The following is a 15,825-nucleotide window of genomic DNA, read 5'->3' on the forward strand; positions in this document are numbered from 1 at the left end:
AATTTGCTGAACACATACAAAGTAAAATCTATAAAAGAGTCTTAAAAAGGATTATTCAACGAAATCGGTTCTTTCGAGCACATAAATTAGAGAAGAATACTCGCCAGAGCGGTTTGCCTTTACATTAGAACGTAACCCATTTAGAAATGCTGAAATAAATTTCAATTGAGATCCTTTATATTTTTCTGAAAGCAAACTCACGTAAAATGAATCAAAGATTAAAGGTTTTTGATCTATCACTTCAAATCCATTTTTACTGAAAAGTGTTTTTATACTTTTTGCTGAAAAGTGATGCAAATGTCTAGGCACATCCCAAGCTGCCCAAAATTCTTTATAAGTTTTAGCATCATATGAATTAAAATTAGGGACTGCGATTATAAGTGTACCATTTTTATCAAGATGATCAGCTAACCAATTTATTTGATGTTGAAGATTGGGTACATGTTCTAATACGTGCCACATGGTAATCACATCAAATTTCTGTTCCCCTACTCCACTTTCATCTTCTTTTAAAATGAGACCTTTTGTCGCAGCATGATTTCTTGCAATTGCGCTAGGTTCAATTCCGTCAACTTCCCAACCTTCATTTTTTGCAACTTTTAAAAAATCCCCGGTACCGGCACCAATATCCAAAAGCGATCCTATTGCTGAATAATTAGAAATTAGCCTCAGCTTTTTTCTCAACATATAGCTTTTTACTAACTGATACATTTTTTCAACAATCCCTTTTTGGGAATCGGTATGAGAAATATAGTTATCGCTTAAATAATATTTTTCAATATCCTGAGGAATTGGATCTGTACTATACATATCTAATTCTTCATTATAAATAAGATCAAAGTTCTCTTTAGAAACAGAGTAGTCTTTAATATTGATTTTAGATCTATTACTCAACGAAGGTTTACTTTTTTCTGAATTCTAAATTGATTGTTTCACGTGGAACTATAAAATTACCTTCCCATATAAACTAACATTACCGAAATATCGCTCGGTGAAACTCCACTAACCCGTGAAGCTTGAGAAATAGTTGTAGGTTGAATTTTAGTTAATTTTTCCCTTGCTTCGTAAGACAATGATTTCAGCTTTGTGTAATCAAAATTATCAGGAATTTTTATATTCTCTAAACGTTGCAATTTATCTGCGTTTGCTTTTTCTTTTGCGATATAACCAGAATATTTAATTCTAATTTCTGCTTGTTCCAAAACTTCAGTATCCAAATTATGTTCTGCAACATAATCTTGAACTTTATTAAAAGATAACATATCATCAAGATCAATCTGAGGCCGACTGAAAATTTTTACCATCTTATCAGATTGTTTCATTGGGGTTGTACCTTTTTCTGCTAAAACAGGATTTGCTTCCTCTGGAGTTATACTAGTGTTATTAAAAAAGTCAACAAGATTTTGAGCTTCGCTTTCTTTTTTCTCTAATGATCGCATACGATCTTCACCTGCAAATCCTATAGCATAAGATAGAGGAGTTAATCTACTATCTGCATTATCTTGACGCAAAAGCGTTCTATATTCTGCCCGAGAAGTAAACATTCTATAGGGTTCTTTAGTCCCTTTAGTGATTAAATCATCAACTAAAACACCAATATAAGCTTCGTCTCTTTTTAAAATAAAAGGATCTTTTTCCTGAACTTTCAAGCTGGCATTTACACCCGCAACTAATCCTTGAGAAGCTGCTTCTTCATAACCAGTAGTTCCGTTAATTTGACCTGCAAAATATAACCCTGAAACCAATTTAGTTTCTAAAGTATGACGCAATTGTGTAGGTGGAAAATAATCATATTCTATTGCATAACCGGGTCTAAAAAACTTAACGTTTTCAAAACCTGCAACTTGACGCAATGCTTTAAATTGAACTTCTTCTGGTAAAGAAGTAGAGAAACCATTTACATAATATTCAATAGTATTCCATCCTTCAGGTTCAACAAAAAGCTGATGACGATCTTTATCTGCAAACCGATTAATTTTATCTTCAATTGAAGGACAATATCTAGGTCCTGTACTTTTTATTCTTCCGTTAAACATAGGTGAGCGATCAAAACCTTCACGAAGTAAGTCATGAACTTCAGGACTTGTATAACTCATTTGACAAGATCGCTGATTGGCAAGTGGTTTAGTCACGTTACTAAAACTAAACTTCTGTGGATTGTCATCACCAGGTTGCTCAATCATTTTAGAAAAATCTAAACTTCTACCATCAACTCGTGGTGGAGTACCCGTTTTCATTCTACCAGAATCAAAACCTAAATCAATAAGTTGTTCAGTAATTCCAGTTGAATTTCGTTCCCCTGCTCTACCACCTCCAAATTGCTTATCACCAATATGAATAAGTCCATTCAAAAAAGTACCGTTAGTTAGAATAACAGACTTGGCTTTAATTTCAATTCCTAAAGAAGTACGAACACCAGTTACGTGATCTCCTTCAACTAAAAGACCACTTACCATCTCCTGATAAAAATCAAGATTAGGTGTATTTTCTAACATCAAACGCCACTCTTCTGCAAAGCGCATACGGTCACTTTGTACTCGAGGACTCCACATTGCGGGTCCTTTACTTTTATTAAGCATTTTAAATTGTATAGCCGTACGGTCTGAAACGATACCACTATAACCACCCATTGCATCGATCTCGCGTACAATTTGTCCCTTTGCGATACCTCCCATAGCAGGATTACAAGACATTTGTGCGATGTTTTGCAAATTCATAGTAACTAATAAGGTGCTGCTTCCAGTGTTTGCTGCGGCAGCTGCGGCTTCACAACCAGCGTGCCCCCCTCCTACTACAATAACGTCATATGTCTGATCAAAAAAACTCATTGTTCCACGTGAAACATTTAATTACACTTCCTTTAAAAATGGGCGCAAAGATACTTAAAATAAAGGCGCTAGCAATAAACTAAACATTCCAAAGAATAAGACACTCATCTTCCATAGCACGCATCTTCTTCTTTTCTTCTTCTGTCTTATCACCATAGCCACACATATGCAACAATCCGTGAGAGATTACACGTAATAATTCAGTATTAAAAGATACTTTAAATTGCTCAGCGTTATCAGCTACACGATCTGTACTTATATAGATCTCACCATTCAAAATCTTGTTTTCTGTATAGTCAAAAGTCACTATATCAGTAAGTGTGTCATGATCTAAAAACCGTTTATTAATGTCTAATAAGAAATCATCAGAACAAAAAACATAACTTAACGAATCAATACCGTAAGACTCTTTAAGTGCAATCCCTTTTAACCATTTCTCAACACGCTCTTCGTCATCGAGAACAAAATCATTTTGACTACTAAATTCAATCATTGCTTTCTTTAAAATATTCTTTTACTCTTAGTTTATAATATGCATCTAAAGGCAATTTATCACGATTTAATATCTCCTGAGAATTAAAATACTTTTTTATTTCAGGAAGTGCATTATTGGTATCATTTTTAAAGGATGCCGTATTAGAATTAGACTCTCTTTGATTATTTTTGTCCTTTTCATTTTCAGCATCTTTAAGTTTTAAAAATTGCTGGATAACATCACTCATACGTTTCTGAGCATTTTGAGAATTACCCGATAAAAGATCTTCCTGTATTTGGTCTAATTGCTCCAAAGCTTTTTTGGCCTCTTTTCCTAAACCATTCTTGTCAATCAAATCTTGCAATTGATTACGTATAGCCTCTTGCTGTTTGTATACCTCATACTGTCTTGCCAGTTCTGCTTCAGAAATACCATTTTCTCCATCACCACCAGCACCATTTTGATCTCCAGAATTCTTTCCATTTGCATCTTCTTTTGCACTTCCTTTTTTTCCGGAACTACCTTCGTTTCCTTGTTCTTTACCTTGACCTTTTTTATCGCCAGAGTCATTTTCTCCTAGTTTTTCTTGTAATTCTTCTTGTGACATAATAATGTCTGAAAGTTGTTTTCCAGAACCCCCACCACCTTTAGGAATTGGCAAAGGCATACCATTAGAACCAGAACCCATTGCTAGCGACAACTGCTGGTTCATATTGTCTAAAATATCAGATAGCATATCTGCTAATTTATTAGCACCGGCAAAAACGTACTGCTGACTAGAAACTCCTTTAACAACATCATTATCCGCTAATCGCTCTAAGGTTTGATCTAAATTATAAGTAATCGAAGTCAATTCTTTGTTGATGTCTTCTTCAAGAATTGGGTTGCGTAATGAAAGCACAAACAAACTATCATCAATATGCTTAAAATTTTCTTTTAAAGTATTCTGACGAACTAAATATTTTGAGAATGCCGGATTTGAATTGTTGATGTTTTGAAACTTATCTTTCAGATCTTCCTGATCAAAAGAGAACACCATAAGGTTATCTAATATTTGCCGAAGCATTTCAACATCTTCTTCTAATTGTTGAGCACCTCCACCTCCAGCACTCATCTGTTGCATCATTTGCTCACCCATTTTTTGCATCTTCTTACCAGCATTTTTTTGGTTTGATTTTGCATCCTTTTGCTCTTGTGATTGAGTATTCTTGGGATCAGACTCTAATTTATCTAAAGCTTCCTGTTGTTCTTTTTCAATATCCTTTTTCTGATCTTCATTTTCAGGAAGCTTCATAGGTTGTTTTAACTCCTCATTTTCTGTATCAAGATTATTGAGTTCTTCCTTTAAATCTTGAAAATCTTTATTTAATTCTTTTTGCTTTCCAGAAGAAGAAGCTTCGTTTTTTAAACCTTCTTTAGTTTGTTCTTCTCCTATTTTTTTTAGTTGTCTTCCTATACGATCAGCTTTAGTCTGAATAAAAAATCGCTTGGTTAATTCAAGTAACTGCTCCATACTTCTGCTGGAGTTTTTACTGTTCTTACTCATTTTATCAAGACGTTCTTTAAGCTCTTCGTCATCCATCATGTCTTGTAATTTATCGAGCTCTTCAAGTAATTTTTCTTGCTCTTCTAACTGCTTCTCATTATTCTCAATTCTCTTTTTTAAAAGTTGACTTGCAGGTGATTTTTCTTCACTTAGCTTATCAAGTTCGCTAAGACTATTCTTTAATTTCTCAGAATAGCTTTTCATTAAATCTTCCTGAGTTTTTTGTCGCTGTAAAAAAGACTTTAATTTGCGTTTATCATTAAAATCAAGACTGTTTTTTTCTTTTTGTAAATATTGTAATTCCTTCAGATCGCGTTCCTGTTCCTGCATTTTAGAAACAGATTTATCTAAACCTTTAATACTGTTTTCCTGAAGTTCTAATTGTTTTTCTATTGCTTCATCTTGAGACAAAGAAGCGTATGTTTGTACTTCTGAACGTGTAGATTTATAACCGTGTGGTGCATCATTATCACGAACTTCAAAGTAATAACTATAGCTAACTCCTTTATCCAATTCTAAATTCCCAGGAAATGCAGCGTAAAATTGATCAACTGTGCTTGGATTAATTGAAATAAGCTTAGTTTTCTTACTATATAATTGATTATCAATATAATAAACTAATTTTAAGTCTTTCAAGCCATAATCATCAGACACTATTCCTCTAAAATAGGTTTGAGTGTCATTAACACTATCTTTTTTTATAGTTAACTCCAACTCTGGATACGCATCTCTTATAACGTCAATTTTATAATTCAATTCTTCATAGCGCTGTAAGTTAGAATTGCTTGTTGCTATACTGTAAGTTGAATTATTAAAAAAACGTTTTGCAAAACCAAATGTTTCCTTTTGCTGATCAAACAAATAAATAGAATCACTAATCCATTCTAGCTTGTCAGCGTTACGTGTATCAATATTCCAAGAAATCTTTGTGCCTTCGGGTATGGTAACCGAACCTGTATTTTGAATAGTTTCTGAAATTCTATTTAAATAAGCAGGAAAATCTAACTGCATTTTAAAATCTGAAATCAAAGGTGTTTTAACCACCGAAAAATTATAGGTAGAAGAATTAAAACCATTACCCGAAAACCGAAAGTTTAAATCTTCGTTAGCTTGTTCTACCATGTAAGCAAAACGACCTCCTCCCCTATTCTTCATTAAATATGTTATGCCGTTAAGCTCAATACTTACTTCTTCAGGAATTTTATCACCTTCAACTTTAGTGAGAATTTCAAAAGACTTTCCTTCTATCACATTTTGATCTTCATTGAGTAGCAAAAATTGAAAAGGTGCTGGCGGAATATATTCAGTTTTATAATCGATAACACGTTCTGCACTTTCGCTAAAAAAAGAAGTGCCTTTGCTCAAACTGATCGCGACAAAAACCAAAACCGGAATCAACGCATATTTAATATACTTTGCATTTTTTTTATAATTGATCGCAAGAGAAAAAGGAACGCGTTCAAGCTCTTTACTTTTTTGTAAGATGCTCGCCTCAATCAAATCTGAATCGCCAGGAGTATTTTTAAGCTGTAAGGTGTTTAATAATTTATCACGAACTTCAGGAAAATGATTTCCTATAAGTTTTGAAGCACTGTTGTAATCAATTCCTTTAGAAAGTTTGAATAATCTAAATAGTGGTACTAAGATCAATCTAAAAATAAGAAGCATTTCTACACCTACAAAAGACCAAAACAAAAAGGCTCTTCCCCAAGTACTCAACCAGAAAAAATATTCGATACCTACAATGAGTAAAACATAAGTAAGCCCAATTGCAATAAAAAACAGCAAACCTCTAAGAATTTCATTCTTATAATATTTGTTGATAAATTGTTCTAACTTTTGCTCTAAAGCCTCCATAAACCTCTTGGTTTTTATGCTTCTTTTAATTAATAACTAAAACTACAATTTTATAGTATAGCGAGTTGTACTAAATGTTACAAGATATAATTGCATAAAATGACTATAAAACATCTTTCACTTTTTATAAATCTTGATTATCGCGTAAAACAGAAACATTCTAGTGTGTGTCAATTAGGCTTATTAAGTACCTTTGCAGCCTAAAATTTTACTATGTCTCAAAATGTACGTGTGCGTTTTGCACCCAGTCCTACCGGTCCTTTGCATATAGGCGGTGTACGAACAGCTTTATATAATTATCTTTTTGCTAAAAAGCACGGGGGAACCTTTGTTTTAAGAATAGAAGATACAGACCAAAACCGTTATGTTGAAGGTGCTGAAAATTATATTATTGAAGCTTTAAACTGGTGCGGAATACCTTTTGAAGAAGGTCCTGGAAAAGAAGGGGGTTTCGGCCCATACAGACAAAGTGAACGTAAGAATAAATATTTCGCATTCGCGGAAAAATTAATCGCTTCTGGTGATGCATATTATGCATTTGATACTGCCGAAGCCCTTGATGCGCATCGTAAAGAGCATGAAGAAAACGGTAAAACATTTATCTACAACTGGCACAACCGAAACAAATTAGAAAATTCGCTTACAATTTCTACTGAAGAAACACAGCAACGTATTGATGCAGGCGAGGACTATGTTATTCGTTTTAAATCTCCAGAAAATGAGATCTTAGAGTTAGAAGATATCATTAGAGGTTCTGTTGAAGTAGATACCAATCTTCTGGATGACAAAGTGCTTTTTAAAGCAGATGGGATGCCAACCTATCATCTGGCAAATATTGTAGATGACCATTTAATGGAAATCTCACACGTAATTCGTGGTGAAGAATGGTTACCCTCACTAGCCTTACACGTGATGTTATATCGTGCTTTTGGCTGGGAAGCGCCTCAATTTGCACACTTACCGTTAATAATGAAACCGGTAGGAAAAGGCAAATTGAGCAAAAGAGATGGTGATAAAATGGGATTTCCCGTTTTTCCTTTAGAGTGGAAAGATCCTAAAACAGGAGATACAGCTGCAGGGTACCGTGAAGATGGCTATTTACCGGAAGCAATGGTAAATATGCTGGCATTCTTAGGTTGGAATCCGGGAACTGAAAAAGAGATCTATACCCTAGAAGAACTGGTAAACGATTTTGATCTGGAACGTGTACATAAATCAGGAGCTAAATTTGATCCAGAAAAGACAAAATGGTTTCAACAGCAGCATTTACATAGAGCAACTGATGAATCTTTAGTTTCTGGTTTACAGGCAATCTTAACTGAAAAACAAATTAGTTGTGATGATGCTTATGTACAACACGTAATTCATCTGGTAAAAGAACGAGCTGTATTTATTGCAGATTTATGGGAACAAGGAAATTTCTTCTTTGAAAGACCAACATCTTATGATGAAAAAGCAGCTAAAAAAGCCTGGAAAGAAGATACTGGAAGCATTATGACTTCCTTATCAAAAATCGTCGCAGAAACCGAAGATTTTACAGCAGAAAATCTATCTGCAAACGTAAAAGAATGGATTCAATCAGAAGGTCTTGGCTTTGGTAAAGTCATGCAACCGCTAAGACTGAGTCTTGTAGGATCTATGTCTGGACCAGATGTATTTGAGATTGCTTCAACTATAGGTCAAGAAAAGACTTTAGAACGCATCAGATTTGCAATAGAAACTTTATAGATACAAAACGATTCCTGCAGTTATAAGCCCTAGATTTCCTTTGAAGTTTGTTGCTGCAGGATCTTTTAATTGTAAATCCTGATCATTCAGTTTGTTCAATGCATTTGTGAATCCGTATTGATAATTTGCTGTCAAACGTACTTGCGTAAATCCTACGCTTAAACCAGCCATAACAATACCATTTATTCGCGACCATTCTTGTATATCTTCCGTTTGTAAATTAGTATAACCTTTTACGATTAGATTGCCTTGATCTGCATTATCTAATTTCATTTTACCATTTACTTGTAAAACAGGTCCTGCTTCTATACTTAGGTGATCTCCTGCAATCAAGTAACTCAATATTAATTTTACCTGTGCCCCACTCCAAGTATATTCTACTTGTTCAATCGCTGTGGTATTTTCAGCATTCACAGCAATTGAAGTTTGCATAAAATCAACTCCAAAGATCAAATCAAAGTTGTTATAAAAAGCAGAACGCTTAGATAAACCAACTAAAAATCCAGATTCCTGAATGGTTTCAAAATTAGATCTATTCAAATCTAATAGAGCATATTGTCCTTGTAAACCTATTCTATTAGAAGAGTAATCTTTACGTTGGGCTTGAATTGAAATTGAACAGAAAATCAGTAGAAAAAAGAAAAATTGCTTCAAAGCGTTACATATTTTTAAAAAGGGCGACAAATGTATTGTATTATTGATAATTCTATTCTTTAATTTTTTCAATTAATTAAAACTTAAAATATGTCATCTACTTTTATCTTACCCATTATTCTCTTTTTTGGGTTAATCATTTTGATTTCTGCAGTATTTATTGTGAAGCAACAAACAGCTGCTATTATAGAGCGCTTCGGAAAATTTACCAGTGTACGTAATTCTGGTATTCAATTAAAAATTCCTGTTATAGACAAAGTTGCCGGTCGTGTAAATTTGCGTATTCAGCAATTAGATGTGATAGTTGAAACCAAAACTAAAGATGACGTTTTTGTAAGACTGAAAATTTCGGTGCAATTTCAGGTAGTAAAATCTAATGTTTATGATGCTTTCTATAAGCTTGAAGATCCTCAAAATCAGATAACATCTTATGTATTTGATGTAGTGCGTTCTGAGGTACCTAAAATGAAATTAGATGACGTTTTTGAACGAAAAGATGATATCGCAATTGCTGTAAAAAGTGAATTAAACCAGTCTATGACAGACTATGGTTATGACATCATTAAAACACTTGTTACCGATATTGATCCTGATCAACAAGTTAAAATCGCTATGAACCGTATTAACGCATCTGAGCGGGAGAAAGTAGCTGCGGAGTATGAAGCGGAAGCAGAACGTATTAAAATAGTCGCTAAAGCGCGCGCAGAAGCCGAAAGTAAGCGTTTACAAGGTCAAGGTATAGCAGACCAGCGCAGAGAGATTGCACGCGGTCTAGAAGAGTCTGTAGAGGTTTTAAACAATGTGGGTATCAATTCTCAAGAAGCTTCGGCTTTAATTGTAGTGACGCAGCATTATGATACATTACAGTCTGTGGGAGAAAACACCAATTCTAATCTTATTTTAATGCCTAATTCTCCGCAAGCCGGTAGTGATATGCTCAACAATATGATCGCGAGTTTTGTCGCTTCTAACAAAATAGGAGAAGAAATGAAAAAGCGTAATGATGAATTAGGTATTAAAGCTAAAGCAAAAAAGAAATCTGAACCAAAACCACAATCGGGTTATGATGACGACTATACAGATCTAAATGATGATCTTTCAAGTCTATAGATTGATAAATACTAATAAAAAAACCGAGGCTTTCACCTCGGTTTTTTTATTTTTCTATTTCAATAACAATTTTACTTATTCTCGTCGATATTTTTGACCTTAACTTTTTTGATACCCAATATCTTATTCACTGCCTTTAAAACCACTGCTTTTTGAACAATAGCTCCTAAAGAGCCTGCTACCAGACTTACAGGTGAGAAAGCATTCTTAGTATCATTTATACTCAGCTTCAGTTGCTCTTCATCAATCTGCTGTTGCAACTTTAGAATTTTAAGATCATTATCAATCTGATCAAATGATTTATATTCTTTCATACCTATTCTTTTAAGTGTTTAAATTCTTCATCTAAGACCTCTTCCTGAGTAGATTCATTAAAAAAGACTTTAGAATATTTTCTTAAAACAATTTCTGTAATAAAAGACTTTCCAAAAAGTTTATAAAGTATAAATATTGCTAGATAAATTCCCGCTACAATAAAATAACCGTAGCTTAAACTTCCTAATGATTCCCCTATTGTAATTGCAACCCCAACAGAAATAAAAAGTACAAAAATAATAAAGATACTACCGCTCACCATTAGATTTACTAATGATACAGCACCATCCATCATTTTCTTAAAACTATCTAATTTGTAATATTCTAAACTACTATTTAGATATTTTTTTGCATCGTCTGATACTTTATTTATGTGTTCTGAAATATTGAATATAGACATGCACGCTTATGCTTTTGCAGTTGGTACGTCGATATCTTTTACTTCTTCAACAACGTCATCAGTTGCTTTAGCATTTTTCTTTCTCAATTCTTCTAATTTCTTTTCCATAGAAACTAAAATATTATCTGCCTTAGAGCTTGCAGTCTTTAGAGTATCTTCTAATTTAGCATCAAAAGATTTTTTTGCGTCTTTAGCAGAAGCAGACAAATGCTCAGAAGTTTCCTGAATTTGCTTTTCTAATTTCTTTTTAGCGTCCTTAGCATTTTTAGAGATTTTTTTTCTTGTTTTATCTCCACTCTCTGGTGCGTATAAAAGACCTAAACCTGCTCCGATTGCTGCTCCAGTTACTAATGCTAAAATGGTATTACTTGTTTTTGACATGGTGATTGTTTTTTGTGATGATCAAAAGTAAGATTGTTAAAATCTAATCTCCGTTAATAACCGGTTAATAAATTGACTATTAACCTTAAAGGTATGCTAAAAAAGAGCCATAAAGGCTCTTTTTTTGTGGATAAGGTGATCTATAAGTAAAACTTAACTGAAAATACTCTTAAGTTTATTAAAGCTGATTTAAAGATTCTAAGAGTAATTCATTATCAGACGTTTTCATTTCTTCTAAATAAGCTGCTACTTCAGATTCATTAGCATCTGCCTTTTCTAATTTTATAAGTACGATCAATGTTTCTAAAACAGCTAAACGGGTACCTATCTTTTTTGCTGAAGTATTGAACAAGTCTTTTAATTCTTCATAATCTACATCCTTTGCCAATTCTCTAATTCGAGTAATTGCTTTTACACGTTTCTCATCAGGAAGCTGAGCTAGTTTTTTACCTACTTTTTTTATTTCATTTAAAGCTGGTATCTGCGGAATGTTCTTTTTTGGAGCTGCTTTTTGTTGATTTTGAGTAGTTGTCTTTGATTCGACCTTTGCCCAAGTATCACGCAAACCTACCGTTCTGTTGAAGACTATATGATCTGCTGTACTGTCCTTATCAACATTAAAATATCCTAAACGCTGAAATTGAAAAATATCACCCGGTTCTACATCACTTAAACTAGGCTCTACATAACCCGTAATCGTTTCTAGTGAATTAGGATTGAGATGTTGCATAAAATCAACATCTTTATCCCCATCTGGAGACTCATGATTAAATAAACGGTCGTATAAACGTACTTCAGCTTTTACAGCTTGTTCAACAGAAACCCAATGCAACGTCCCTTTAACTTTGCGCAAGCTCGCTTCTGTACCGCTTCCACTTTGTGAATTTGCATCGTAAGAACAGTGTATCTCTGTAATGTTTCCTGCATCATCTTTAACTACAGATTCACCTTTTATGATATAAGCATTTTTAAGACGAACTTCTTTTCCTAAAGTAAGTCTAAAGTATTTGCTGTTTGCAGATTCCTTGAAATCATCTTTTTCTATATAAAGTTCTTTAGAAAAAGGCACTTTTCTGTAACCTGCACGTTCATCTTCCTGATTATTTTCGGCATCCAACCATTCTATCTGATCTTGAGGATAATTATCTATGATCAGTTTTACAGGATCTAAAACAGCCATTACACGGGGAGCAGTCTTGTTTAAATCTTCGCGCACATTGAATTCTAAAAGCGAAACATCAATTATATTATCACGCTTTGCAACTCCCACGGTATCTATAAAATTACGTATTGCTGCCGGGGTATAACCTCGTCTGCGTATTCCCGAAATAGTAGGCATCCTAGGATCGTCCCAGCCGCTTACTATTCCCTCTTGTACGAGCTTAAGTAATTTACGCTTACTCATAATCGTATAGCTGAGATTTAAGCGTGCAAATTCGCGTTGTTTAGGTTTTACCCCATTTGTATAAACGTTGTCTACAAACCACTCATAAAGCGGTCTGTGCGGCTTAAATTCTAATGAACATAAACTATGAGAAACTTGCTCTACATAATCACTTTCTCCATGAGCCCAGTCATACATTGGGTAAATATTCCAGGTATTTCCGGTGCGGTGGTGCGCTTTGTTAATAACCCTATACATTATAGGATCGCGCAATAACATATTAGGCGATTCCATATCTATTTTAGCACGTAAAACATGTACACCTTCAGCAAACTCACCTTTTGCCATTTTTTCAAACAACTCCAGATTTTCTGATACAGAACGATCTCGGTACGGACTATTCTTACCCGGTTCTGTAGGAGTTCCTTTTTGTTCGGCCATAACTTCACTAGATTGTGAATCTATATAGGCTTTATCTTCTTTTATAAGCTGAATAGCCCAATCATATAATTGCTGAAAATAGTCTGAAGAATAACAAACTTTGTCCCATTTATAACCTAGCCATTTAATATCTTCTTGAATAGCATCTACATACTCTTGCTCTTCTTTTGAAGGATTAGTATCATCAAACCTAAGATTTACAGGAGCATTATATTTCTCACCAAGTCCAAAGCTTATACAAATCGCTTTACAATGACCTATATGTAAATAACCATTTGGCTCAGGAGGAAATCTAAATCGTAAATCAGACTTAGGAAAACCGTTGTTTATATCTTCTTCTACTATTTGCTCTAAAAAATTGAGCGCTACATATTCTTCTGCCATAGTTTGTGTTGTGCTATAGTTGAGTCGTTCTTAATTTTGATAAATTAAAGACTCATTAAGTGTGTAAAATTACTAAAAAATACATGTGTTTACGGCTTTTAAAAAGCTATTTAAAGCGACTCATTCTCCACATTCTGCAATTAGAAATAATATCTTTACAGTCTTAAAGCGCTAAATAACTATGGGAACTATAAAACTAAACCGGGTTAAAGTATACGCCTATCACGGCTGTCTTATTGAAGAAGGACAGATAGGGTCTGATTATCTGGTAGATTTAACCATCAAAACAGATCTTAGTAAACCTGCAATAACAGATAATTTAAATGATACCGTAGATTATGTGCATCTCAATAAAATAATTAAAGAAGAGATGGCGCAGCGCTCAAAACTTCTTGAACACGTATGTGATAGAATCTTAAATCGCTCGTTATCAGAATTATCTGAGATTAGTAAAGCTAAAGTAACAGTACGTAAAATAAACCCGCCTATAGGTGGAGATGTGGCTTCGGTAGGAGTTACTATGACTAAAAAACGTTAATAGCTTTTATATCTAAAGAAAAACCTTAAATTTGCAGTCCTAATAAAAAGGGTGTCGTGGCCGAGTGGCTAGGCAGTGGTCTGCAACACCATCTACAGCGGTTCGAATCCGCTCGACACCTCAACAAAGACTCTTCATAGCTGAAGGGTCTTTTTTATTTAATAAAGTTATAAATATTTAAAGCGTGATTGAATCAGTATCCAGATTAAACTGATTTTCTGGAGCAATCTCTTCAATACGCTTTTCTATCTGATGTATTTTAGAAGGAAACAAGCCCTTTGAGATTAGTAACAATCCAAAAAGAAACATTAAAACACTGATAATTTTCTTAATCAATGCAATACGAGTAGGCGTTAATTTACTTCTCAACTTCTTAGCTAAAAGAATTTTAATAATATCTATAAATAGATAAGTAGCTAAAATTCCACCAAAAAATATAAGTAAGCGATCAGAATTCATATCGAGCTGTGGCCCGGCAGATATAAGGATAACCAGCCAGAATCCCAGGACTCCTATGTTTATAAAATTCAATAGAAAACCTTTTACAAAAAGGCCTAAGTAATTGCGTTTACTCATCACAACAGTAGGATGCTCATCATCATCAAGTTTGTTTTTACGCACTCTTAAAAATGAAATAACACCATACACTGTGAGCAACATTCCTCCAAAAATGAATAAAGCGGGATCATCTTTGAGTTTATCAAGCAACTGATTGGTACTGAAATAGGCAATGAGAATAAAGATAGTATCTGCAGTTACAACACCTATATCAAATATAAAAGCTGCTCTAAAACCTTTTAAAGCAGCTGTTTCTAATAGTACAAAAAACACAGGTCCTACAAGAAATGCGAGTAGAAAACCCAATGGTATTGCAGTTGATAAGTCTTGTAACATTTAGGAGTATGAAATCTTTTACCTGATTAGAGGTTAAAAGTATTCTAAGAATAATTCAGTTAAGATTCTCACTTCAGATAAACCTGAAGCCTATACTCACAAAAGTAACTAAATTGAATTAAATCACTTCATAACGGTTACACGACCTCCAATAAATTTATCTTTTATAAGCTCTGTAGGATTACCATAAACGTGAACATCACCACCGGCTCTGATCTTTACTTCTGCAGTTCTTCTTGCAAAAATATCTGCCTCTCCCCCTGCCTGAATGCGTAAGTAAGTGTCTGTAGTTTCTAAAGATTTTCCTTCATAAATACCACCTGTATTCACTTCTACATTTTGATTTTTAGCAGTTCCACTAGCATTTATAATGCCGCCGGTAACCGCACGCATTTCGGCATTTTCTACTTCAAGACCAGCTTTTACCTGTGCTCCTTCCTGAACCCTTATTTCTATCTTAGGCTGTTCTATAAGTTCATTAACAACGATTTCTGCTCCTTCATTACCATCAATAACCCTTAGGTTGTTGTAGTGTATTTCAACAAAGGTCTCATTACCGTCAAAGATCTTATCAATATCCATACGAATCTTTAGGACTCCGTCTTTGTTAACCAGTTCGATATCTTCGGTATCTTTTCCTTTTAGGATAACTTTATTGTCTGAAGACTTGATGAGGTTTACACGCATACGGTCAAACACTTTAACCTCGGTAAAATCGCCTACATCTCTAGTTTCTTGTGCATAAGTACCGGTTGTAGCAACCAGTAGCAATGCAATGATTAGTTTTTTCATAAGATTTTAATTTTAGTCAACTACCTCGAGGCAAGCCTACGAGACTTTGGTAAAAAACAAATTTTCAATTTTAAGGAAAGCCAAGGGAGCTAAACCCT

14 protein-coding genes and 1 tRNA gene are annotated in these 15,825 nt (G+C 34.1%); 4 read left to right on the forward strand and 11 right to left on the reverse strand.

From position 1 onward, the window contains the following. Positions 1-51: 51 nt before the first annotated feature. The 4 genes from DSM03_RS03125 to DSM03_RS03140 all read right to left on the reverse strand — a co-directional run bounded on the left by DSM03_RS03125 (position 52) and on the right by DSM03_RS03140 (position 6,706). A complete protein-coding gene (locus DSM03_RS03125) occupies positions 52-894 on the reverse strand; it encodes a class I SAM-dependent methyltransferase (RefSeq protein WP_236638696.1) in 843 nt (280 codons plus the stop codon). A 56-nt stretch (positions 895-950) separates the two neighbouring features. Beyond that, the gene (gene mnmG / locus DSM03_RS03130; protein WP_128759532.1) at positions 951-2,828 is read right to left on the reverse strand and encodes a tRNA uridine-5-carboxymethylaminomethyl(34) synthesis enzyme MnmG; all 1,878 of its coding nucleotides are present in this window, start codon (positions 2,826-2,828) and stop codon (positions 951-953) included. 79 nt (positions 2,829-2,907) lie between these two features. Then, the gene (ybeY, locus tag DSM03_RS03135) at positions 2,908-3,321 is read right to left on the reverse strand and encodes an rRNA maturation RNase YbeY (protein WP_128759533.1); all 414 of its coding nucleotides are present in this window, start codon (positions 3,319-3,321) and stop codon (positions 2,908-2,910) included. After that, entirely contained in the window at positions 3,314-6,706 is a 3,393-nt protein-coding gene (locus DSM03_RS03140; protein WP_128759534.1) for a coiled-coil domain-containing protein, read from the reverse strand. The genes ybeY and DSM03_RS03140 overlap by 8 nt, the downstream gene beginning before the upstream one ends. Positions 6,707-6,919: 213 nt before the next feature. Between DSM03_RS03140 and gltX the strand changes: the two genes are divergently transcribed. Beyond that, positions 6,920-8,434, forward strand: a complete 1,515-nt coding sequence (gene gltX, locus DSM03_RS03145; protein WP_128759535.1) for a glutamate--tRNA ligase — start codon at positions 6,920-6,922, stop codon at positions 8,432-8,434. Here gltX and DSM03_RS03150 read toward each other — a convergent pair. Next, on the reverse strand, positions 8,429-9,088 hold the full coding sequence (locus DSM03_RS03150) for a hypothetical protein (RefSeq protein ID WP_128759536.1): 660 nt from the start codon (positions 9,086-9,088) through the stop codon (positions 8,429-8,431). The genes gltX and DSM03_RS03150 overlap by 6 nt on opposite strands. Positions 9,089-9,178: 90 nt before the next feature. Between DSM03_RS03150 and DSM03_RS03155 the strand changes: the two genes are divergently transcribed. After that, on the forward strand, positions 9,179-10,198 hold the full coding sequence (locus DSM03_RS03155) for an SPFH domain-containing protein (protein WP_128759537.1): 1,020 nt from the start codon (positions 9,179-9,181) through the stop codon (positions 10,196-10,198). Positions 10,199-10,269: 71 nt separating this feature from the next. On the opposite strand, the gene DSM03_RS03160 is transcribed toward DSM03_RS03155, so the two are convergent. The 4 genes from DSM03_RS03160 to DSM03_RS03175 all read right to left on the reverse strand — a co-directional run bounded on the left by DSM03_RS03160 (position 10,270) and on the right by DSM03_RS03175 (position 13,503). Continuing rightward, positions 10,270-10,512 carry a DUF6327 family protein gene (locus DSM03_RS03160; protein ID WP_128759538.1) on the reverse strand — a complete coding sequence of 81 codons (243 nt, stop codon included), beginning with the start codon at positions 10,510-10,512 and terminating at the stop codon, positions 10,270-10,272. Between the two features lie 2 nt (positions 10,513-10,514). Next, on the reverse strand, positions 10,515-10,913 hold the full coding sequence (locus tag DSM03_RS03165) for a hypothetical protein (RefSeq protein ID WP_128759539.1): 399 nt from the start codon (positions 10,911-10,913) through the stop codon (positions 10,515-10,517). A 6-nt stretch (positions 10,914-10,919) separates the two neighbouring features. Next, positions 10,920-11,294 carry a YtxH domain-containing protein gene (locus DSM03_RS03170; RefSeq protein WP_128759540.1) on the reverse strand — a complete coding sequence of 125 codons (375 nt, stop codon included), beginning with the start codon at positions 11,292-11,294 and terminating at the stop codon, positions 10,920-10,922. Positions 11,295-11,472: 178 nt separating this feature from the next. Continuing rightward, a complete protein-coding gene (locus DSM03_RS03175; RefSeq protein ID WP_128759541.1) occupies positions 11,473-13,503 on the reverse strand; it encodes a glutamine--tRNA ligase/YqeY domain fusion protein in 2,031 nt (676 codons plus the stop codon). A gap of 181 nt (positions 13,504-13,684) precedes the next feature. Between DSM03_RS03175 and folB the strand changes: the two genes are divergently transcribed. After that, entirely contained in the window at positions 13,685-14,041 is a 357-nt protein-coding gene (folB, locus tag DSM03_RS03180; RefSeq protein WP_128759542.1) for a dihydroneopterin aldolase, read from the forward strand. 50 nt (positions 14,042-14,091) lie between these two features. Next, positions 14,092-14,162: transfer RNA gene (locus tag DSM03_RS03185), tRNA-Cys, on the forward strand. A gap of 56 nt (positions 14,163-14,218) precedes the next feature. Here DSM03_RS03185 and DSM03_RS03190 read toward each other — a convergent pair. After that, positions 14,219-14,935 (reverse strand): LysE family translocator, encoded by a 717-nt coding sequence (locus DSM03_RS03190; protein ID WP_128759543.1) that lies wholly within the window; start codon positions 14,933-14,935, stop codon positions 14,219-14,221. Between the two features lie 123 nt (positions 14,936-15,058). After that, positions 15,059-15,727, reverse strand: a complete 669-nt coding sequence (locus tag DSM03_RS03195) for a head GIN domain-containing protein (RefSeq protein WP_128759544.1) — start codon at positions 15,725-15,727, stop codon at positions 15,059-15,061. Positions 15,728-15,825: the final 98 nt, after the last annotated feature.

It is taken from the genome of Leeuwenhoekiella aestuarii (assembly GCF_004104055.1).
In the GTDB taxonomy this organism is placed as follows: domain Bacteria; phylum Bacteroidota; class Bacteroidia; order Flavobacteriales; family Flavobacteriaceae; genus Leeuwenhoekiella; species Leeuwenhoekiella aestuarii.